Here is a 21,570-nt window from a genome sequence, read left to right as displayed (position 1 = left end):
CTCGCCGGCAGCATCCTCAGGAGACCTGCGACTCGCCCGGCGACAGCGTCAGCACGTCGACGCCGGTCTCGGTGACCGCGATCATGTGCTCCCACTGCGCCGACAGCTTGCGGTCCTTGGTCACCACGGTCCAGCCATCCGGCAGCACCTTGTTGTAACGGGTGCCCTCGTTGATCATCGGTTCGATGGTGAAGGTCATGCCCGGCTGCAGCACCAGGCCCTGGCCCGGGCGGCCGTAATGCACCACCTGCGGCTCGTCGTGGTAGACCTTGCCGATGCCGTGGCCGCAGTACTCGCGCACCACGCTGAAACGCTCGCCTTCGGCATAGCTCTGGATGGCATGGCCGATGTCGCCCAGGGTTGCGCCCGGACGCACCGCACGGATGCCGCGCCACATCGCTTCGTAGGTGGTTTCCACCAGGCGGCGGGCCATCACCGACGGCGTGCCGACGAAGTACATGCGGCTGGTGTCGCCGTGCCAGCCGTCCTTGATGACGGTGACGTCGATATTGATGATGTCGCCATCCTTCAGCACCTTCCCTTCGCTGGGAATACCGTGGCAGATGACGTTGTTGACCGAGGTGCACACGGTCTTCGGGAAGCCGCGGTAGCCGACGTTGGCCGGAATCGCGCCCTGCACGTTCACGATGTGGTCGTGGCAGATGCGGTCCAGCTCCTCGGTGGTGACACCGGGCTTGACGTGGGGGGTGACGATGTCGAGCACTTCGCTGGCCAGGCGGCCGGCGATGCGCATCATCTCGATTTCCTGCGGGGTTTTCAGATTCACGCTCATGGCGCCCATTATCGCCGATCCCGCTGCAATCTGAACGAACGCCACCCAACTGGCGATCCGGGGGCATGCACGGTTCCGGCAAGGAAAGTGAAAGCGTGACGATCTCCACCCTTTCGCACGCCTGTTTATCACGGATTACAGACACTTACCCGCAGAAGCTGGCCACGACCGTTGTCAAAGCGGCCCGAACCTGCCGCCTTCGCCTTGTTCAACAGACCTTCGGGTCAGGGAGGTTGTCCATGCGATCCACGTTCCGCTCACCGCTCGCCTGGGTCCTGACCGGACTGTTGCTGGCCGGCCCCGCACTGGCCGCCGACACCACGACCTTCAACGTGACCCTGGTGGTCACCAAGGCCTGCACCATCACGGCGGCGGCGGCCACCAACGTTGACTTCGGCACGGCGGCCTCGACCACGGCGACCCCCACCCTGGGCCAGGGCACGGTGACCGCCCAATGCTCGGCCCTGACCCCGTACACGATTTCGCTGAACGCGGGCGCCAATGCCAGCACCGCCAACGACGTCACCACCCGCCGGATGAAGAACACCAACGCCGCGGTGACCGCCAACAACTTCGTTGGCTACCAGCTCTACCAGGACGCCGCTCATACCCTGGTCTGGGGTGCGACCTCGGGCACCAACACCCAGGCCGGCATCGGCACTGGCCTGGCCGTGCCCTACATCGTCTACGGCCAGATCCTGAACCTGAGCACCAACAACCCGGCCACCGGCAACTACCTGGATACGGTCACCGCCACGATCACCTATTGATGGAGCACGCCCGCATGGCCGGACCCCGCCCGTGGCGCGCCACCGGCGTGGCGCTGCTCGCCCTCTCCCTGCTGGCCGCAGCCCCTGCCGGTGCCACCAGCCTCCAGGTCGCCCCCACCAGCCTGCAGCTTGAGGCCCGCCAGCGCGCTGGCGAACTGTGGCTGACCAACAGTGGCACCTCGCCGGTCAGGCTGCAGGTGCGGGTCTTCCGCTGGGTACAGCAGGATGGCCAGGAACAACTGCTGCCCACCGAGGAACTGCTGGCCACCCCTCCGATGCAGGAACTGGGCGCGGGCCAGCAGCAGCTGGTACGGGTCATGCGCCCGAACCACGAACCGCCTGCGGCACAGCAGTACTACCGGCTGATCGTCGACGAGGTGCCTGATCTGGCGACCCGCGCCAACGGCATGCAGTTCGTGCTGCGCTATTCGATTCCGGTGTTCGTGCAACCGTCTGGCGGCAAGCTGGCGCCGCGCCTGCAGGCCAGCCTGGTCCGGTTGCAGGACGGACGCAACGGCGTGGAGGTGGCCAACACCGGCAACAGCTATGCACAGATCGCCGACCTGGCGCTGGGCAGCGTCCAGCGCCCGCGCATCGTGCACCCCGGCCTGCTGGGCTATGTACTGCCCGGGCAGGTGATGCGCTGGCCGATCGAGCGCACGGCCATCGACCGCGACAACGACCAGATCACGGCCAAGCTCAATGGCGAGTCGGAACAGACGCCGCTGTCGCCGCCACCGGCTCGCTGAGGCGTTGATGGGCGCGCTGTTTGCTGCCCTGGCTCCTGCGGCGACCGAAGCCGCCGATGTGTCCGGCGTGGCTGCCGCCGGGGCTGCGGACGTCTCCGGGGTGTCGGCCGACGCGATCCTGCCCGCCCCCACGCCCCTGACCGCCAGCCAGACCCTGTACCTGGACGTCTCGCTCAACAGCACGCCCCGCGGCCTGCTGCCATTCACTGAAACCCGTGGCCGGCTGCAGGCCAGTCCGGAAGTGCTGCGCCAGCTCGGCTTCAGCGCCCGCGGCGATGCGCCGGTCTATCTGGACCAGATCAGCGGGGCCGTTGTGCGCTACGACGCGCATATGCAGACCCTGGCCCTGGACGTGCCGCTGGACCAGCTGACCCTGCCGACCACCGTGCTCAGCCAGCCACAGACCCGGGCACCGGCCAGCACCGCCTCGCCCGGCCTGCTGCTGAACTACGACGTGTATGGCAGCCGGGTCGACATGCTCGGCAACCTCAGCCTCAGCTCGGAGCTGCGCCTGTTCGGGATCGGCAACGGCACCGTCGAGAACACAGCGATCAGCCGGCGCTACCAGCAGCCCGGCGACCGTCGCTGGCGCGGTGAGAGCGTGCGTCTGGATACGCGCTGGAGCCTGGATTTCCCCGGCAAGGCGATGACGCTGGAGGTCGGCGATTTCTACAGCGGCTTCGTCGACTGGACCCGTCCGGTGCGCTTGGGCGGCCTGCAGATCGGCCGCAACTACGGCCTGCAGCCGTATCGCGTACTCACCCCCACGCCCAGCTTCCTCGGCCAGGCGGTGGTGCCGTCCACGGTCGAGCTGTACGTCGATGGCCTGCGCCAGTACAGCGGGCAGGTGCCGGTCGGTCCGTTCCAGCTGGCCGCGCAACCCGGCATCAGCGGCACCGGCAGCGCACAGGTGGTGGTGACCGATGCATTCGGGCGCATGCAGACGCTGGATTTCAGTTTCTACGGCACCCAGCAGCTGCTGGCCAAGGGCCTGTCGGACTGGTCGGCCGGCGTTGGCCGCCTGCGTGAGGATTTCGGCCAGCGTTCCTTCGCCTACGACGATCGCACCGTGGCCAGTGCCAGCTGGCGAGGCGGTATCAGCGACACCTTTACCGGCGAAGCACATGCCGAAGGCGGCGGCGGCCTGGCCCAGGCCGGCATCGGCGGCTGGTGGCTGCTCGGCGGCGCGGGCGTGTTCAACGCCGCCTATGCGCACAGTGACTATCACGGCCTGCGGGGCGGGCAATGGGCACTGGGCTACAGCTGGAACAACCGCCGGCTCAATTTCAATCTGCGCAGCGTGCGCAGCCATGGCGATTACCGCGACCTGGGCGCACTGCAGGGCAACCTGCCGCCGAGCATCAGTGAACAGGCCACGGTCGGCGCCGATCTGCTGCGGCTGGGCACGCTCAGCGCCAGCTACCTGCGCCTGCGCTATCCCGACGGAGACGACAACCGCTACGCCAGCCTGTTCTGGTCACGCACCTGGAGCCAGCGGTGGTCGGCCTACCTGTCGGTGAACCAGAACCTGGACAAGAGCGATGACCGCAGCATCTACCTGTCGGTCACCGCCAGCCTGGGCAACAACCGCCAGGCCAGCCTCTCCAGCCAGCGCAACGGCGACAGCCAGAGCTGGGTAGCGGACGTGACCCAGCCGGTACCCGGCGACGGCAGCGCCGGCGGCGTCGGTTGGCGCGCGCAGGTGCGCCATGGCGAGGACGGCAATGGCGGCCTGGCCGAAGTCGGCATCCTCAATGACGTCGGTCGCTACTCATTCGGCGCCTCGCGCCAGGGCGGCCTGAACTATGCCTACGCCAGCGCCAGTGGCAGCCTGGTGTGGATGGGCGGGCATGCCTTCGCCACCCGCGAAGTCTCCGACGCGTTCGCAGTCATCAGCACCAACGGCGTGGGCGGCGTGCCGGTGCGGCTGGAAAACCGGCTGATCGGCGTGACCGATGATCGCGGCCTGCTGCTGGTCAGCCCACTGCTGTCCTGGCAGCGCAACCGCGTCTCCATCGACACCCTGGACCTGCCCGAGGACATGCGCGCCGATCGCATCGAAGACTGGGTGACACCCCGCCAACGCGCCGGCACCCGCGTGACCTTCGCGCTGCGTTCGCGGCCGTCGTTGAACCTGACCCTGCACGGCATGGACGGGCAACCGCTGGAGGTCGGCAGCGAGGTGCAGCTGCCGGACAGGCGACAGGCGCTGGTGGGCTATGACGGGCTGCTGTACCTGGAAGACGTGTCCGCCGGCAGCGTGCTGTACATCACCACCAGCCGCGGGCAATGCAGGGTGAAGGTACCGGACGTGCCCAAGGTGGTGGCTTCCGGCGCGCGGCCGAAGCCGGCACCGCTGGCGTGCATCCCGGAGGTAGCGCCATGAGGACGTTGCTGCTCGGCCTGCTGCTGGTCGCCGGCCTGCTGGCGGCGGCACCGGCCCGCGCCGTCGCGGTGTGCGCCGCCGTCGCCGACCCGACGCTGCCGTTTGGCAACGTCAACAGCAATGCCCCCGGTGCAACCACCGGCACGCTCAACATCACCGTGACCTGCACCACTGCCGCGCTGAGCGTGCTGGCCACTACCGGCGTGCGGGTCTGCGTGGGCATCGGCGCCGGCAGCGGCGGCGGCAGCAGCTCCAGCTGGCGGACGATGAAGACCAGCACCAGCGACAGCATGAACTTCCAGCTCTACAACACCTCCAACTTCAGCCAGGTGACCGGGTTGACCCCGCGCGGCTCGCCGCCGGCGCAGGAGCTGACCCTGACCTACAACGTGCCCCTGACCGGCGGCAGCGGCACGCAGACCACGCAGCTGTCCGCACAGATCCCCGCCAATCAGATCCTGGCGTCAGGCGCCTACAGCAGCACCTTCAACGGCGCCAACGTGGTGCTGACCTGGGCCTGGAACGAGGTCCTGCTCGGCAACGCCACGGTGCCCGCCAACTGCAACGGCGGCGCCACCGGCACCAACAGCATCAGCAACGCCTTCAGCTTCACCGCCACCGCCAACGTGCTGCCGCAGTGCGGCAGCTACGTCACCACCAACATGGACTTCGGCAACGTCACCGGCGGCATTCCCGCCAACATCGACCGGACCGCCACCCTGACCCTGACCTGCCTGAAGAACACGGCCTACCAGGTCAGCCTCAACAACGGCCAGAACAATCCCACCGCCACCAGCACGCGGCGCATGGCCACCACCATCGGCGGCAGCACCTACTACCTCACCTACGAGCTGTACCGCGATGCCGCGCGCAGCCTGCGCTGGGGCAATACCCTCAACGTCGATACCGTTGGCGGCACCGGAAGTGGCAGCGCGCAGCAACTCACGATCCATGGCCGGGTGCCGCCGGTCACCGGCCAGCCCCCGGCCGGCATCTACAACGATGTGGTGCAGGTGACCATCACCTATTGACCTGCATGCCGACCAACGGTCGACACCCACCGGGGTTTCGGCAGATCCACGTCATGCGTGGATGCGCGCATCATTCCTGTGCCAGGAGCAGTCGTGTGCCAGGAGCAGTCGACTGACAGTCGACGCTACAGATTCGGCCGATCCAGCCGATACCGCGCAGCGAGATCTTTCAGCACGGTGGTTGCCAGGTGGCTCGCGCATTTCTGATCGGGGCGATACTGTTCGCCAGCACATTGGCGTGGGCCGAACCCGGCCCCAGCAACCTGCAGATCCGCCTGACCGTGGTCGAAGCCTGCCGCGATGACCCCGGCAGCACCCACTGCCCCGCACCCCACCAGCGCAGCGACACACCGCAACTTCCGCCCCAGGTCCGCGAGCTCGCGCCTCCCGCCGACGACGAAGACACGACGTCCGCCGTGACCGTCATCTACTGATGCGGGCACTTCTGACCCTGCTGGCGATGCTGCTGGCGTTGCCTGCCGCGGCATTGGACCTGTTGCCGACCACACTGCAGCTGCCCGCCGAAGGTGGCCAGGGCGAACTTTGGCTCTTCAACCCCGGTCCCGGCCGCTGGCAGGGCCGGGTACAGATCCTTGCGTGGGACCAGCAGACCGACGCGGACATGCTGCGTCCCACCGACCAGGTGCTCGCCAGCCCCACCCTGCTCGACATCCCGCCCGGCGTCCGACAGCGCATCTGGCTGCTGCCACGCCAGCCGGCATCCGCTGTCGGCGAACAGGCCTATCGGGTCGTCCTGGCCCCCACTGCGCCAGGGCTGCAGCGCTATTCGCTGCCGTTGTTCCGCGGGCACGCCACGCCAATGGCCCAATCGCGGCTGCATGCAGGGATCGAACCCGGCCAGTCACATACCTTCCTGCGACTGAGCAACACCGGTACCCTGCACGCACGCCTGAACGATCTCGCCTACATCACCAGCGGCGGTCAGCGCACCCTGCTGCTGCCCGGCCTGGCCGGGTATCTGCTGGCCGGCCATGAGCGCCGCTGGGCCCTGCCCGCCCGCGCTGATGGCTACGCCGGCGGTCATTTCCAGGCCCGGCTGCAGGATGGCCGCGTGATCGATCTGGTCGCTCCAGGCCCGGCAATTGCAGCCAGCGCACCGAGCGGGCTATAATCGACCGGATTCCTGCCGCCTGCGTGCGCGGGAACCCGTCCACACCGGACGTCACCGGTGAATCCACACCTGCTGCCCCCATCCGTGCCGGGGTGCTCCGCAAGGAGTTCGGCCACGGAGGCAACAGGGAAGCCCAACCCCGGAACCGATCGCGCTTCCACGCGTCCCGCATACCTATCCCCGCGGGCGGAATCGCTGGTTCCATATCAGGAGTATTGCAATGCCCCAGGTCACCATGCGTCAGATGCTGGAAGCCGGCGTCCACTTCGGCCACCAGACCCGCTACTGGAACCCCAAGATGGCTCCGTACATCTTCGGCGCCCGCGGCAAGATCCACATCATCAACCTGGAAAAGACCGTCCCGCTGTTCAACGATGCGATGAACTTCATCTCGTCGGTTGCCCAGAAGCGCGGCACCGTCCTGTTCCTGGGCACCAAGCGCAGCGCCCGCGAAACCATCAAGGAAGAAGCCGAGCGTTGCGGCATGCCGTTCATGAACCAGCGCTGGCTGGGCGGCACCCTGACCAACTTCCGTACCGTCAAGCAGTCGGTTGCCCGCCTGAAGGAACTGGAAGCCGGTGAAACCGACGGCACCTTCGAGAAGCTGGTCAAGCACGAAGTGCTGGGCCTGCGTCGCGAGCGCGACAAGCTGGAAGCCTCGCTGGGCGGCATCAAGGACATGAACCGCCTGCCGGACGCCATCTTCGTGATCGACATCGGCCACGAAGACATCGCGATCAAGGAAGCCAAGAAGCTGGGCATCCCGGTCATCGCCGTGGTCGACACCAACTACAACCCGGAACTGGTGGACTACGCCATCCCGGGCAACGACGACGCCATCCGCGCTGTGCAGCTGTACGCCCGCGCCGCTGCCGACGCCGTGCTGGAAGGCAAGGCTGCTGCTCCGCACGCTGCTTCGGTGCGTGAGGAAGAGTTCGCTGAAGCCGCTGCTGAAGGCGAAGAGAAGCCGGCCCGCCGCGCTCCGGCCAAGAAGGCTGCCAAGAAGGGCGACGACGCCCAGGCCTGATCCAGGCCCGGGGTGGACGCCCGGCGTCCACCCTCCCTGCGCGCAGCCTTTGGCGCGTGACAGGACCGTGTCACACGGGCCGGCCACCATGCCGGCCCAACCCCTTTCTTTCGTGAGGTAATCCCGTGGAAATCACTGCTTCCCTGGTCAAGGAACTGCGCGAGCGCACCGGCGCCGGCATGATGGAATGCAAGAAGGCGCTCACCGAAGCCAACGGCGACATCGACGCTGCTGCTGAAGCCATGCGCAAGTCCGGCGCCGCCAAGGCCGACAAGAAGGCTGACCGCGTGGCCGCCGAAGGCCGTCTGGGCCTGGCCCAGGATGGCGGCAAGGCCGTGCTGGTCGAAGTCAACTCGGAAACCGACTTCGTCGCCAACGATGACAACTTCAAGTCCTTCGTCAATGCCGTTGCCGCTGCCGCCCTGGCATCGGGCGCCACCGACGTCGAAGCCGTGAAGGCTGCCAAGCTGGCCGATGGCCGCACCGTTGAAGAAGCCCGCGCCACCGCCGTGCAGACCCTGGGTGAGAACATCCAGATCCGTCGCATGGTGAATGTCGACACCACCGGCAACATCGGTGCGTATGTCCACACCAACGGCAAGGTCGGCGTTCTGGTCGATCTGATCGGCGGCGACGTCGAGCTGGCCCGTGGCCTGGCCATGCACGTGGCTGCGCTGAAGCCGCCGCACAACAAGGCTGCGGACGTTCCGGCCGACTTCGTCGAGAAGGAAAAGGAAATCGAGCTGGCCAAGATGTCCGAAAAGGACAAGGCCAAGCCGGCCGACATCCTGGAAAAGATCATCAGCGGCAAGATCAACAAGATCGTCAGCGACGTGACCCTGTACGGCCAGACCTACGTGCTGGGCGACACCACCGTCGAGCAGGTGGTCAAGGCCGCTGGCGCCGATGTTGCTGGCTTCAAGCTGCTGATCGTCGGCGAAGGCATCGAGAAGGTGGTGGAAGACTACGCCGCCGAAGTTGCCAAGGCGATGCAGGTCTGATTCCAGCCTTCCGGCTGTGAAGCAACCAGAAGGAGCCGCGGGAGACCGCGGCTCTTTTTTTATGCCGGCGGCCCTGTGGGGTGCGCACAGCGGCACCTTTGCGTTGCGCGCGAATCAAGCCGATACTCGGCACAGGGAATCAACAGTCATTTAGCAGGAACGAAAATCGCGGACTGTGATGCATTCCTAGGTATTCTTGTCCCAATGGAATTGAACGACCCGACATGCCTCCCGAGCTGACAGCTGCCCTGGCGCTCTGCCGCAACCTGCCCTCGCCACCCGGTATTGCCCTGCGCATCATCGAACTGGCACAGGACCCGGAAGCGGATATCGCCACCGCCGCCGACATCATCGCCATCGACATGGCGCTGAGCGCTCGCATGCTGCGCATCGCCAATTCGCCGCTGTACGCCAGCCGCCGCCGGATCGAGAACCTTGGCCAGGCACTGACCATGCTCGGCCTGAATGCCACGATCAGCCTGGCCCTCGGCTTCACCGTCACCCAGGGACTGACCGGCGGCACCGGCGCCGACCACGACCTGCGCCAACGCGCCTGGAAGCGCAGCATCCTCAGCGCGCTGGCCGCCAGCCAGCTGGGCCAGGCACGCGGCCTGCGCCGGCTGGAAGAACTGATGCTGGCCGGCCTGCTGCAGGACCTGGGCGTACTGTGCCTGGCCCAGGCCGAATCGGAGCGCTACCTGCCGCTGCTGCGCGAAGCACGCGACAACATCGACCTGGTCGCGCGCGAGCGCGACGAACTGGGCTGCAGCCACGCCGAGGTCGGCGCCTGGGTGGCCGAGCAGTGGGGCCTGCCGCGCTACCTGGTGGAGAGCATCAGCCACAGCGAAGACCTGGACGCCGCGGAATCGCCGTTCCAGGCCTGCGTGCAGCTGTCCGGTGCCGTGGCCGACATCTGGCTGGACGATGACGCCGATGCCGCCCGCGAGCGCGCCCTGCAGCAGGTGCATGACCGCCTTGAACTGGACAGCGCCCGTTTCGACCAGGTCCTGACCCGCATCAGCGAGGCCCTGCCGGACATCGCCAGCCTGTTCGAGGCCGGCCTGAATTCCCCCTCGCGGGTGCGCGAGCTGATCGACCACGCGCAGGAGCTGGCCACCCTGCGCAACCTGCGCGAACTGCAGGATGCCGACCAGGCCCGTCGCCGCGCTGACGAATTCGAAGCCCGGGCCAAGCGCCTGGCCGACCAGGCCCATCGAGATGCCCTCACCGGCGTGCTCAACCGGCGCCAGCTGGAAGCCGTGCTGGAGCAGGAATTCCTGCGCGCCGGTCGCCAGGGCTGGCCGCTGTCGGTGGCCTTCATCGACCTGGACGACTTCAAGAAGATCAACGACGCCCATGGCCACCTGACCGGCGACGAGGTGCTGCGGGCCTTTGCCGGCAAACTGCAGGGCCAGCTGCGCCACAGCGACACCGTGGCCCGCTTCGGCGGCGAGGAGTTCGTCGCGCTGCTGCCCAACACCAGCGAAACGGTAGCACTGGACGTGATCCGCCGGGTACTGGCCAACATCGTTGCCACGCCGATGGCCGAACTGGAAGGCGGCCCGCTGTTCGTCACCTTCTCCGCCGGCGTGGCCACCCAGGGCGGCTACGAACGCTTCGCCGACGTGCAGGACCTGCTGCGCGCCGCCGACGACGTGCTGTACCGCTCCAAGAACCTCGGCCGCAACCGGGTGATCGCGCGCTCCCCCGGCGCCCTCGGCCACGACGAGCTGTCAGCGACCGCGGGCGCCGAGCTGGGCTGAACCGGAAGCCCCGGATGACCGGGGCGAACGCCAGGATTTTACGCCGCAGTGCACAAAACACTATGGCCCGACGCCGCATGCGCGTAGAATCGCCCGCGATTTCCACGCACCCGAGGTCCCCATGTCCAAGCTCGCCTATCGCCGCATCCTTCTGAAACTGTCCGGGGAGGCGCTGATGGGAGATGAGGACTACGGCATCGACCCGAAGATCATCAACCGCCTGGCCCGTGAGGTCATCGAAGCCCAGCAGGCCGGTGCCGAAGTGGCCCTGGTGATCGGCGGCGGCAACATCTTCCGCGGCGCCGGCCTTGCCGCAGGCGGCATGGACCGGGTCACCGGCGACCAGATGGGCATGCTGGCCACGGTCATCAACGCACTGGCCATGCAGGACGCCCTGGAGAAGCTGGGCGCCAAGGCGCGCGTGATGAGCGCGATCAAGATCAACGACGTGTGCGAGGACTACATCCGCCGCCGCGCCATCCGCCACCTGGAAAAGGGCCGCCTGGTGATCTTCGCCGCCGGCGTCGGCAGCCCGTTCTTCACCACCGACTCCGGCGCCGCCCTGCGCGCGATCGAGATCGGTGCCGACCTGCTGCTGAAGGCCACCAAGGTCGATGGCGTGTACGACAAGGACCCGAACAAGCACAGCGATGCGGTCCGCTTCGACAGCCTGAGCTATGACGAAGTGATCCGCCGCGGCCTGGAAGTGATGGATACCGCCGCCTTCGCACTGGCCCGCGACAGCGACCTGCCGATGCGCGTGTTCGACATGGGCCAGCCGGGCGAGCTGCTGAAGATCCTCAACGGCGAGAACATCGGCACCCTGGTCCAGGGCCGCGATCCGGCCTGAGCCTGAGCGCGCGGCGACAACCGGGCCGATTCAGGCCCGGCAGCGTCCCGTATTCGCCTATAATCGCCCGATTCCAGATACATCCAGGACCGGGCGATGCTCAACGACATCAAGAACAACGCGCAGACGCGCATGGCCAAGAGCATCGACGCTCTGAAGCACACCCTCACCTCCATCCGGACCGGGCGTGCCACGCCGGCCCTGCTGGACCGCGTGACGGTCAATGCCTACGGCAACGCCAGCACCCCGCTGAACCAGGTTGCCTCGATCTCCAACGCCGATGCGCACTCGCTGCTGGTCACCCCGTTCGACAAGGGCATGATCAAGGAGATCGAGAAGGGTCTCTACAACGCCGAGTTCACCCCGAACACGCTGGGCACCGCGATCCGCATCAACATGCCGCCGCCGACCGAAGAGCGCCGCAAGGAGCTGGTCAAGCAGGTGCAGAAGGAAGGCGAAGGCGCCAAGATCGCGATCCGCAACATCCGTCAGGACGCGAACAAGGAAATCGCCAAGCTGGTCAAGGACAAGGCGATCAGCGAGGACGAGAAGAAGCGCGGTGAGGACGACATCCAGAAGTTGACCGACACCAACATCAAGGACGTCGACAAGGTCGTTGCCGACAAGGAAAAAGAACTGCTGTCGGTCTGAAGTCGATGCCTTCAGTCCCGCCTCCGTTGCCGGCCACCCTGCCCCGCCACGTCGCCATCATCATGGATGGCAACGGGCGCTGGGCACAGCAGCGCCGCCGCCCGCGCGTGATCGGCCATCGTGCCGGCGCGCGCGCGGTCAACCGCACCATCGAGCGCTGCCTTGAACTGGGCATTCCGGCGCTGACCCTGTTCGCGTTTTCCAGCGAGAACTGGGGCCGGCCGCAGGAAGAAGTCGACGCCCTGATGAAGCTGTTCCTCGGCGCGCTCGACCGCGAAGTGGACGAACTGCACCGACGCGGCGTGCGCGTACGCTTCATCGGCGAACGCGAGCGCTTTGGTGCCGGACTGGTCAGCCGCATGCAGCTGGCCGAGCAGCGGACCGCCGACAACACCACCCTGACCCTGTCGATCGCCGCCAGCTACGGCGGTCGCCAGGACATCGCCCGTGCCGCGCGCGCGCTGGCCGCTGAAGTCGCCGCAGGACGCCTGCTGCCCGAACAGATCGACGAATCGCTGCTGGGCAGCCAGGTCGCCCTGGCCGACCTGCCGCCGCCGGATCTGTTCATCCGCACCGGTGGCGACACCCGCATCAGCAACTTCCTGCTGTGGCAACTGGCCTACACCGAGCTGTGGTTCACCGAGGCGCTGTGGCCGGACTTCGATGCCGCCCTGCTGCAGCAGGCGCTGGATGCCTATGGCAGCCGCGAGCGTCGTTTCGGCCTGACCAGCGCCCAGATCGCCGCACTGGCCACCGAGACCTCCAGCCCATGACCAAGACCCGAGTCCTCGCCGCGCTGATCATGGCGCCGCTCGCCATTGCCGCGATCCTGCTGCTGCCGACGCAATGGCTGGCCGCCGCCGCCGCCGCCGTGCTGCTGATCGGCCTGTGGGAATGGCTGAAGCTGGCCGGCATCGAAGACACCCTCGCGCGCACCGTGCTGCTGGTGCTGAACCTGCTGCTGATGGTGCTGCTGGTGTGGGCCGATGGCAGCACGCTGGTGCTGTTCCAGATCACCACACTGGCAGGTGTTGCCTGGTGGCTGGCGGCGCTGGCCTGGCTGCGCTTCTTCAACTTTGGCGCCCAGCCGACGGCCCCCTCCCGGATCGTGAAGATGCTGGCCGGCACCCTGGCCATCGTTCCTGCCTGGGCAGCGCTGGTACTGATCCACGCTGGCGGTGACCCGCCAGGCAAGCAGGGCCACCTGTGGCTGCTGGCGGCACTGGCACTGGTCTGGGCAGCCGATTCGGGCGCCTATTTCGCCGGCCGTCACTTCGGCAAGCACAAGCTGGCGCCGCGGATCAGCCCCAACAAGACCTGGGAAGGCCTGTTCGGCGGCCTGCTGGCCGGTGTCGCCGTGGCCCTCGGACTGGGCTGGCTGGCCGGCATCGACATCGCGCACCTGCCGGGCCTGCTGATCACCTCGGTGGTGGCCGTATTCGCGTCGGTGCTGGGTGACCTGTTCGAAAGCCTGATCAAGCGCCACGCCGGTGCCAAGGACTCGGGCAACCTGATTCCGGGCCATGGTGGCGTGCTCGACCGCGTCGACGGCGTCCTCGCCGCCGTGCCGGTGTTCGCGCTGGGCAAGGAAATCTTCGGGTTCTGACCATGAATGCTGTCGCAGACCTGCGCCGGGTCGCCGTATACGGCGCCACCGGCTCGATCGGTGCCTCCACGCTGGACGTCATCGCCCGCCACCCGCAGCGCTACCAGGCCACGGTGCTGGCCGCCGGCCGCCAGGTGCAGGCACTGCTGGCCCTGTGCCGCCAGCACAAGCCCGCGCACGCGGTCATCGCCGACGAAGCGCTGTTCACCGAACTGCGCGACGGCCTGCGCGATGCCGGGCTGTCGACCGAGGCCCACGCCGGTCATGCCGCACTGGACCAGCTGGCAGCAAGCGATGCCTGCGACATGGTCGTCGCGGCCATTGTCGGTGCTGCAGGGCTGTCCTCGACCCTCGCCGCCGCTGCGGCCGGCAAGCGCATCCTGCTGGCCAACAAGGAATCGCTGGTACTGGCCGGCGAGCTGCTGACCCGCACCGCCGAGCGCGCCGGCGCCGAGATCATTCCGATCGACAGCGAGCACAGCGCGATCTTCCAGTGCCTGCGTTCGCGCGACGCCAGCATCGACGGCGCCGGCGTGCGCCGGATCCTGCTGACCGCGTCGGGCGGCCCGTTCCGCGGCCGCAGCCGCGCCGAGCTGGCCGAGGTCACCCCGGCCCAGGCCGTGGCTCACCCGAAGTGGTCGATGGGCCCGAAGATCTCGGTCGATTCGGCGACGTTGATGAACAAGGGCCTGGAAGTCATCGAGGCGCACCATCTGTTCTCGGTGCCCGGCGAGCGCATCGAGGTGCTGGTGCACCCGCAGAGCCTGGTCCATTCGCTGGTCGAGTTCGTCGACGGCTCGACCCTGGCCCAGATGGGCCTGCCGGACATGCGCACCACCCTGGCGGTCGGCCTGGGCTGGCCGCAGCGCATCGAATCGGGCGTGGCCGGGCTGGACCTGCTGGCGCAGGGCCGGCTGGATTTCGAGGCGCCTGACACCGACGCCTTCCCCTGCCTGGCGCTGGCCTGGCAGGCCATGCAGGCCGGCGGTACTGCCCCGGCGGTGCTGAACGCCGCCAATGAAGAGGCGGTTTCAGCATTTCTTCAGGGCCGGATCGGTTTCCTGACCATCCCGGAGCTGGTTGCTAACGCTCTTTCAACACTGCCGACCCAGCCAGCCGATACACTGGAGGTCCTGTTGTCCGCCGACCAGCGGGCACGCCAGCTCACCCTGAACGCCATCGACGCCGCCTGAACGACCGCCTCGCCCAGCATGACGCCGCCGCCCCTGCCCGCCACTGTGAGCCTGCATGACTGACTTCCTCGGATCGGTCTGGTGGATGATTGTCAGCCTCGGGCTGCTGGTCACGTTCCACGAGTTCGGGCATTACTGGGTCGGCCGCCTCTGTGGGGTCAAGATCCTGCGCTTCTCGGTCGGCTTCGGCCGTCCGCTGTGGTCGCGCCGCGACAGGCACGGCACCGAGTTCGCCATTGCCGCCATCCCGCTGGGTGGCTACGTGAAGTTCCTCGACGAACGTGAGGTCGAGGTCCATCCCCACGAGCGCGGCCAGGCCTTCAACCACAAGACCGTGTGGCAGCGCATCGCCATTGTTGCTGCAGGGCCGATCGCCAATCTGCTGCTGTGCATCCTGCTGCTGTGGGCGATGTTCGTGATCGGCAAGCAGGACTACTCGCCGACGATCGGCCGGGTTGACGGCATCGCCGCCAGCGCCGGACTGCTCAGCGGTGACCGCGTTCTGCGGGTGGATGAGCGCCAGGTCGCCACCCTGGGCGAGGCCAGCATGGCGCTGACCGCCGCCGCGATGGATCGCCGCGACGTCACGCTTGAGGTACTCGACCCTGCGGACCAGGTGCGCGTGCGCACCCTGCCGCTGTCGCAGCTGCCCGCCGGCTTCGATGAACGACGGGTACCGATCCTGGCCGGCCTGTATTGGCAGTCGTGGCTGCAGCCGGCACTGGTCGACTCGCTCACCGCCGATTCGGTGGTCACCGGGCTGCTGCAGCCGGGCGACCTGATCGTGGCGATCGACGGCCAGCGCATCGACAGCGTCGACCAGGTGATCGGCGAGATCCAGGCCCTCGGCCGTGCCGGAGGCCCCGGCATGATCGAGGTCCTGCGAGGCGGTGAACGCCTTGCACTGGAAGTCACGCCCCGCCAGGGCAAGGATGGCAAGGGCAACCCGGTCTGGCAGATCGGCGTCGGCTTCCCCACCACCTACAGCCCCTCCTACGACACCCTGCTGCGCTATGGGCCGCTGGATGCAGTGACCGTCGCCGTACGTGAAACCGGCCGGCTTGCCGCCGATTCGCTGGGCATGATGGCCCGCATCGTCACCGGCAAAGCCTCGCTGCAGAACGTTTCCGGGCCGGTCACCATCGCCCGCGTGGCCAATGTCTCGGCCAAACGCGGCCTCGACTGGTTCCTGCAGTTCCTTGCCCTGCTGTCACTCAGCCTGTGCATCATCAACCTGTTGCCGATCCCGATCTTGGACGGCGGGCACCTGCTGTATTACCTTATCGAGTTGGTCAAGGGCAGCCCGCTGAGCGAGCGTGCCATCGCCGCCGGCCAATACATCGGCCTGGCGTTGCTGGCCGGGCTGATGGGGTTGGCGTTCTACAACGACATCCTCGGCCTGGTCCCGCGATGAACTTTTCCACGTTGTTGCCGTCTACAGCGTCGGCATCCCGCACCAATGAAATCGACCTTCCTACCGGACGTGACATGACGCGACTCCCCAATCGCCGCCTGCTGGCCCTCGCCCTCGCCGCCGTCACCGGCGCTCCCGCCCTGGCCCAGGCAGCCGAGCCCTTCACTGTCAGCGACATCCGCGTCGATGGCCTGCAGCGCATCAGCTCGGGCACGGTGTTCACCTACCTGCCGGTGGAACGGGGCGAGACGATCACCGACAACAAGGTCGGCGAGACCATCCGCGCGCTGTACAAGACCGGCTTCTTCGAAGACGTGCAGCTGGACCGCCAGGGCAGCATCCTGGTGGTGACCGTCAAGGAACGCCCGGCGATCAACAAGCTGACCGTGACCGGCAACAAGGACATCAAGTCCGAGCAGCTGCTCAAGGGTCTGTCCGACATCGGCCTGACCGAGGGTGGCACCTTCGACCGCCTGAGCCTGGACCGCGTGACCCAGGAACTGCGCCGCCAGTACAACGACCGCGGCAAGTACACCGTCGAGATCACCCCGACCGTGAGCCCGCTGGACCGCAACCGCGTGGACATCGCGATCGCCATCAAGGAAGGCAAGGCGGCCAAGATCCGCCACGTCAACCTGGTCGGCACCGAGAAGTTCGAGAGCAAGGACATCCTGGAGACCTGGGAGTCCAAGGAGCACAACTGGGCGTCGTGGTACCGCCGTGACGACCAGTACTCCAAGGAAAAGCTGTCCGGCGACCTGGAAAAGCTCAACTCGTGGTACCTGGACCGCGGCTACGTCGACTTCAGCATCGATTCCACCCAGGTCTCGATCAGCCCCGACAAGCGCGACATGTTCCTCACCGCGGGCGTGACCGAGGGTGCGCAGTACAAGATCTCCGAGATCAAGGTCAGCGGCGACACCATCCTTCCGCAGGAGGACGTCGAGCGCATGGTGATCCAGAAGCCGGGCGACACGTTCTCGCGTGCCCTGCTGGAATTCAGCTCGGACACCATCACCAACTCGCTGTCCAACATCGGCTACGCGTTCGCCAAGGTGAACCCGATCCCGACCACCAACCGTGCCGAACAGACGGTAGGGATCAACATGCAGGTCGTGCCCGGCCCGCGCGTGTCGGTGCGCCGCATCCTGTTCCGTGGCAATACCCGCACCTCCGACGAAGTGATGCGTCGCGAAATGCGCCAGTTCGAGAACAGCTGGTACTCGCAGGCCGCGATCGACCGCTCCAAGATCCGCCTGCAGCGCCTGGGCTACTTCGAGTCGGTGGACGTCGAGACCCCGGCCGTCAGCGGCAGCAACGACCAGGTCGACGTCGTCTACAACGTCAAGGAAACCACCTCCGGCAGCTTCGTGTTCGGCCTGGGCTATTCGCAGTCCTACGGCATGACCACCTCGGTGCAGCTGTCGCAGAACAACTTCCTCGGCGGCGGCAACCGCGTGTCGGTCGAAGCCTCGCGCAGCAGCTACCTGCAGCGCTACGGCTTCAGCTACACCAACCCGTACTTCACCGACGACGGCGTTTCGCTGGGCTACAACCTGTCCTGGCGTGAACTGGACTACTCCGACTTCAACACCGCGCAGTACAACAGCACCAATGGTTCTGCGCAGGTGGTGTTCGGCGTGCCGCTGACCGAGACCGACACCGTCTCGCTGATGTTCGGCATCGACAGCAACCAGATCACGACCTACCGTGGCTCGACCCCGGCCTCGATCATCGATTACATCGATGCGGTCGGTTCGCGCACCTTCCATGCCTGGCGTACCGAGCTGGGCTGGGCGCGCGACTCGCGCAACGATTACTTCATGCCGACCCGCGGCACCTACCAGCGCGTCGGCCTGGAAACCACGCTGCCGGGCTCGACCATCGAGTACTACAAGCTGAACTACCAGATCAGCAAGTACTGGCCGATCATGCCGTCGCTGGTGATCAACACCCGCGCCGAAGTGGGCTACGGCGATGCCTACGGCAAGGACTACACCCGCACGATCACCGACGCCGACGGCAAAACCCGTACCGTCACCGCCAGCGGCCTGCCGTTCTTCGAGAACTTCTACGCCGGCGGTACCAACTCGGTACGTGGCTTCGAGGACAACACCCTCGGTCCGCGCGAAGTGACCCAGGGTTACCCGGAAGGCCAGCCGCTGGGTGGTTCGCTGAAGACCGTCGGTTCGGTTGAAGCCTATTTCCCGCGCCTGTTCGACAGCCCATCGGCCCGCGTGTCGGCCTTCGTCGACTTCGGTAACGTCTACAACGGCACCAAGAACTTCAAGGCCAACGAACTGCGCGTCTCCACCGGTGTGGCCCTGCTGTGGCGCGCCCCGGTCGGTCCGATCTCGATCAGCTACGCCTTCCCGCTGAAGAAGGAAGACGGCGACAAGATCGAACGTCTGCAATTTACCTTCGGCGGTCAGTTCTAAGAACTGACCACCGAAGGTGCGCCGCGGCTTGCTGCGCAAGCAGCGGGTCCCGACCTACCTCCTATCCCCCGCGCCATTGGCGCGCCCCTCTTAACAGAAGGGGGGCTCTCCACCAGACGGGGTGCGAAGCGCCGGGCATTGCCCGGCGTTTTCGTTTAGTCCGGATGCGGGAAGCGCGCACCCCGCTTTTGATTTTTTCTGTTTTTCCGTGGCTGGCACTCGCGCCAGGCCGTCGGAGGTCGGACGGGGTGGGGCTGCGGGGGTGTGAGCCGCATGGATGCGGCGACCAAGGCTACATGGACGTACTTGCGCCGCCCCCCGCAGTCCCGCCCCGTCCGACCCAGCCCATGACACTGGCTCTGCCGGCCGCGAGGGGCCCTGCCGTTGGCTGCATATGCCCCCCGCATGACCGCAATGGCGTCACACGTTAAACTCCCGCCGTGAATACTCCCACCTACACCGCCCAGCAACTCGCCGAGCAGTTCGGCCTGCAGGTCCATGGCGACCCCGCCACCGCCATCCACGGCGTGGCCACCCTCGCCCACGCCGGTCCTGGCCAGCTGACCTTCCTCGCCAATCCACGCTACCGCGCCCAGCTGGCCGACAGCCAGGCCTCGCTGGTCGTGCTGCGCGCCGACGACGCCGAGGCCGCCCCCGGCGCCGCGCTCGTGGCCAAGGACCCGTACACCACCTTCGCCAAGATCGCCGCGCTGTTCGACATTGCGCCCACGCGCCCACCGGGCATCCACCCCAGCGCCGTCATCGATCCCAGCGCCCAGGTCGCCGCCAGCGCCCACATCGGCCCCTTCGTCTCCATCGGCGCGCGCAGCGTGGTCGGCGAGAACTGCATCATCGGCACCGGCAGCGTGATCGGCGAAGACTGCAGCCTGGACAGCGGCTGCGAACTGATCGCCCGGGTCACCCTGGTCACCCGGGTCAAGCTCGGCAAGCGCGTGCGCGTGCACCCCGGTGCCGTGCTCGGTGCCGATGGCTTCGGCCTGGCGATGGACGCCGGCAAGTGGATCAAGGTGCCGCAGCTCGGCGGCGTACGCATCGGCGACGATTGCGAAATCGGCGCCAACACCTGCGTCGACCGTGGTGCACTGGAAGACACCGTGCTGGACGAAGACGTGCGCCTGGACAACCTGGTACAGATCGCGCACAACGTGCAGATCGGTGCGCACTCGGCCATCGCCGGCTGCACCGGCATCGCCGGCAGCGCCAGGATCGGCCGCTACTGCCTGCTCGGTGGCCACGTCGGCGTGGTCGGCCACCTCGAGATCTGCGACAAGGTCGTGATCACCGGCAAGTCGGTGGTCCGCAATTCCATCCATGAGCCGGGCGAGTACTCGTCCGGCACCCCGTTGACCGACAACCGCACGTGGCGCAAGAACGCCGCGCGCTTCAAGCAGCTGGACGCATTGGCTCGCCGCGTCCTGGCTGCTGGCAAGGAGAAAGAATGAACGACACGCTGCAGCTTCCGATCGACGTCTGCCAGATCCAGGAACTGCTCCCGCACCGCTACCCGTTCCTGCTGGTGGACCGGGTGCTTGAGCTCGACATCGATGCCAAGCGCATCCTGGCGCAGAAGAACGTCAGCATCAACGAGCCGTTCTTCCAGGGTCACTTCCCGGGCCGCCCGATCATGCCCGGCGTGCTGATCATCGAAGCGCTGGCCCAGGCCGGTGGCGTGATGACCCAGCTGACGCTTGGCCGCGATGCGCAGTCCAAGCTGTTCTACATGGTCAAGGTGGAAAACGCCCGCTTCAACAAGCAGGTCGTGCCCGGCGACGTGCTGATGCTGGATGTGCAGATGAAGCGCCTGATCCGCAACATGGGCTGGTACTACGGCGAGGCCAAGGTCAACGGTGAAGTCGTTGCCTCGGCCGAGGTCATGTGCGCCGGTGCCAAGGGCTGATCCACGGGAGGCAGCAATGACTGACAACGCACCACGGATCCACCCGACTGCCGTCATCGATCCGGCCGCGCGCCTGGCCGACGACGTCCAGGTCGGCGCGTTCACCCTGATCGGTGCCGATGTGGAAATCGGCGCCGGCACAGTGGTCGGCCCCCATTGCAGCATCCACGGCCCGACCAGGATCGGCCGTGACAACCGCTTCATCGGCCACGCCGCGATCGGTGGCGAGCCGCAGGACAAGAAGTTTGCCGGCGAGCGCACCGAACTGGTGATCGGCGACCGCAACGTGTTCCGCGAGTTCGTCACCCTGAACCGTGGCACCGGCGGCGGCGGCGGCATCACCACGATCGGCAACGACAACTGGATGCTGGCCTACACGCACGTGGCGCACGACTGCCATGTCGGCAACTTCTGCGTGTTCTCCAACAACACCACCCTGGCCGGCCACGTGACCGTGGGCGACTACGTGATCATCAGCGGCTTCGCTGGTGCCCACCAGTTCTGCCGCATCGGTGCCCACGCCTTCCTCGGCATGGGCGCGCTGACCAACGGCGACGTTCCGCCGTTCACCATGGTCGGCACCGATTCGCTGGGCCGCCCGCGCGGCATCAACAGCGAAGGGCTGAAGCGTCGTGGCTTCGACGCCGAGCGCATCTCCGCCATCAAGCGCGCCTACCGCACCCTGTACGTGGCGGGCCTGCCGCTGGCCGAAGCCAAGGTGCAGCTGACCGAACAGGCACGCGACAGCGATGACGTGAAGGCCATGCTGGACTTCATCGAGCACGCTGAGAGGCCCTTGCTGCGATGAGCAGCACGACCGGCCAGGCGCCGGCCGGCGCCGCCGTGAT

The 21,570-nt window shown here is 67.0% G+C and carries 20 protein-coding genes; 19 read left to right on the top strand and 1 reads right to left on the bottom strand.

The window, feature by feature from the left end:
* Positions 1–16: 16 nt before the first annotated feature.
* On the bottom strand, positions 17–793 hold the full coding sequence (gene map, locus AC5P9N_RS08275; protein ID WP_010486307.1) for a type I methionyl aminopeptidase: 777 nt from the start codon (positions 791–793) through the stop codon (positions 17–19).
* Positions 794–1,032: 239 nt separating this feature from the next.
* Here map and AC5P9N_RS08270 point away from each other — a divergent pair, with 239 nt between their 5' ends.
* From AC5P9N_RS08270 to lpxA, 19 genes are all read left to right on the top strand, one after another.
* Entirely contained in the window at positions 1,033–1,563 is a 531-nt protein-coding gene (locus tag AC5P9N_RS08270; RefSeq protein WP_005412747.1) for a Csu type fimbrial protein, read from the top strand.
* Complete coding sequence (locus AC5P9N_RS08265) at positions 1,563–2,312, top strand: fimbrial biogenesis chaperone (RefSeq protein WP_005412746.1); 750 nt, start codon at positions 1,563–1,565, stop codon at positions 2,310–2,312. The genes AC5P9N_RS08270 and AC5P9N_RS08265 overlap by 1 nt, the downstream gene beginning before the upstream one ends.
* A gap of 7 nt (positions 2,313–2,319) precedes the next feature.
* A complete protein-coding gene (locus AC5P9N_RS08260; RefSeq protein WP_099485254.1) occupies positions 2,320–4,698 on the top strand; it encodes a fimbria/pilus outer membrane usher protein in 2,379 nt (792 codons plus the stop codon).
* Positions 4,695–5,729, top strand: coding sequence for a Csu type fimbrial protein (locus tag AC5P9N_RS08255; protein WP_033834090.1), 1,035 nt, complete (start codon positions 4,695–4,697; stop codon positions 5,727–5,729). The genes AC5P9N_RS08260 and AC5P9N_RS08255 overlap by 4 nt, the downstream gene beginning before the upstream one ends.
* A gap of 188 nt (positions 5,730–5,917) precedes the next feature.
* On the top strand, positions 5,918–6,163 hold the full coding sequence (locus AC5P9N_RS08250; protein WP_033834089.1) for a hypothetical protein: 246 nt from the start codon (positions 5,918–5,920) through the stop codon (positions 6,161–6,163).
* Entirely contained in the window at positions 6,163–6,861 is a 699-nt protein-coding gene (locus AC5P9N_RS08245) for a fimbrial biogenesis chaperone (protein WP_049451310.1), read from the top strand. The genes AC5P9N_RS08250 and AC5P9N_RS08245 overlap by 1 nt, the downstream gene beginning before the upstream one ends.
* Before the next feature lie 220 nt (positions 6,862–7,081).
* Entirely contained in the window at positions 7,082–7,888 is an 807-nt protein-coding gene (rpsB, locus tag AC5P9N_RS08240; protein WP_005408748.1) for a 30S ribosomal protein S2, read from the top strand.
* A gap of 125 nt (positions 7,889–8,013) precedes the next feature.
* The gene (gene tsf / locus AC5P9N_RS08235; protein ID WP_005408747.1) at positions 8,014–8,889 is read left to right on the top strand and encodes a translation elongation factor Ts; all 876 of its coding nucleotides are present in this window, start codon (positions 8,014–8,016) and stop codon (positions 8,887–8,889) included.
* Positions 8,890–9,113: 224 nt separating this feature from the next.
* Positions 9,114–10,652 carry a GGDEF domain-containing protein gene (locus tag AC5P9N_RS08230; protein WP_005412741.1) on the top strand — a complete coding sequence of 513 codons (1,539 nt, stop codon included), beginning with the start codon at positions 9,114–9,116 and terminating at the stop codon, positions 10,650–10,652.
* Positions 10,653–10,773: 121 nt separating this feature from the next.
* A complete protein-coding gene (pyrH, locus tag AC5P9N_RS08225) occupies positions 10,774–11,502 on the top strand; it encodes a UMP kinase (protein WP_005408745.1) in 729 nt (242 codons plus the stop codon).
* 96 nt (positions 11,503–11,598) lie between these two features.
* Complete coding sequence (frr, locus tag AC5P9N_RS08220; RefSeq protein ID WP_005408744.1) at positions 11,599–12,153, top strand: ribosome recycling factor; 555 nt, start codon at positions 11,599–11,601, stop codon at positions 12,151–12,153.
* Between the two features lie 5 nt (positions 12,154–12,158).
* Positions 12,159–12,926, top strand: a complete 768-nt coding sequence (gene uppS, locus AC5P9N_RS08215; protein ID WP_005408743.1) for a polyprenyl diphosphate synthase — start codon at positions 12,159–12,161, stop codon at positions 12,924–12,926.
* Complete coding sequence (locus tag AC5P9N_RS08210) at positions 12,923–13,759, top strand: phosphatidate cytidylyltransferase (protein WP_005408742.1); 837 nt, start codon at positions 12,923–12,925, stop codon at positions 13,757–13,759. Before uppS ends, AC5P9N_RS08210 begins: the two co-directional genes overlap by 4 nt.
* Before the next feature lie 2 nt (positions 13,760–13,761).
* Entirely contained in the window at positions 13,762–14,952 is a 1,191-nt protein-coding gene (locus tag AC5P9N_RS08205) for a 1-deoxy-D-xylulose-5-phosphate reductoisomerase (RefSeq protein WP_049460089.1), read from the top strand.
* A gap of 55 nt (positions 14,953–15,007) precedes the next feature.
* Positions 15,008–16,366, top strand: a complete 1,359-nt coding sequence (gene rseP / locus AC5P9N_RS08200; RefSeq protein WP_005408740.1) for an RIP metalloprotease RseP — start codon at positions 15,008–15,010, stop codon at positions 16,364–16,366.
* Between the two features lie 74 nt (positions 16,367–16,440).
* Entirely contained in the window at positions 16,441–18,804 is a 2,364-nt protein-coding gene (gene bamA / locus AC5P9N_RS08195; RefSeq protein WP_024956313.1) for an outer membrane protein assembly factor BamA, read from the top strand.
* 440 nt (positions 18,805–19,244) lie between these two features.
* Entirely contained in the window at positions 19,245–20,267 is a 1,023-nt protein-coding gene (gene lpxD, locus AC5P9N_RS08190; protein ID WP_005408738.1) for a UDP-3-O-(3-hydroxymyristoyl)glucosamine N-acyltransferase, read from the top strand.
* A complete protein-coding gene (gene fabZ, locus AC5P9N_RS08185) occupies positions 20,264–20,722 on the top strand; it encodes a 3-hydroxyacyl-ACP dehydratase FabZ (protein ID WP_005408737.1) in 459 nt (152 codons plus the stop codon). The genes lpxD and fabZ overlap by 4 nt, the downstream gene beginning before the upstream one ends.
* 16 nt (positions 20,723–20,738) lie before the next feature.
* Positions 20,739–21,530 carry an acyl-ACP--UDP-N-acetylglucosamine O-acyltransferase gene (gene lpxA / locus AC5P9N_RS08180; RefSeq protein ID WP_005412736.1) on the top strand — a complete coding sequence of 264 codons (792 nt, stop codon included), beginning with the start codon at positions 20,739–20,741 and terminating at the stop codon, positions 21,528–21,530.
* Positions 21,531–21,570: the final 40 nt, after the last annotated feature.

This window comes from Stenotrophomonas sp. YJH_SMC_6, assembly GCF_059371335.1.
This window is presented reverse-complemented; position numbering and strand designations above follow the sequence as displayed.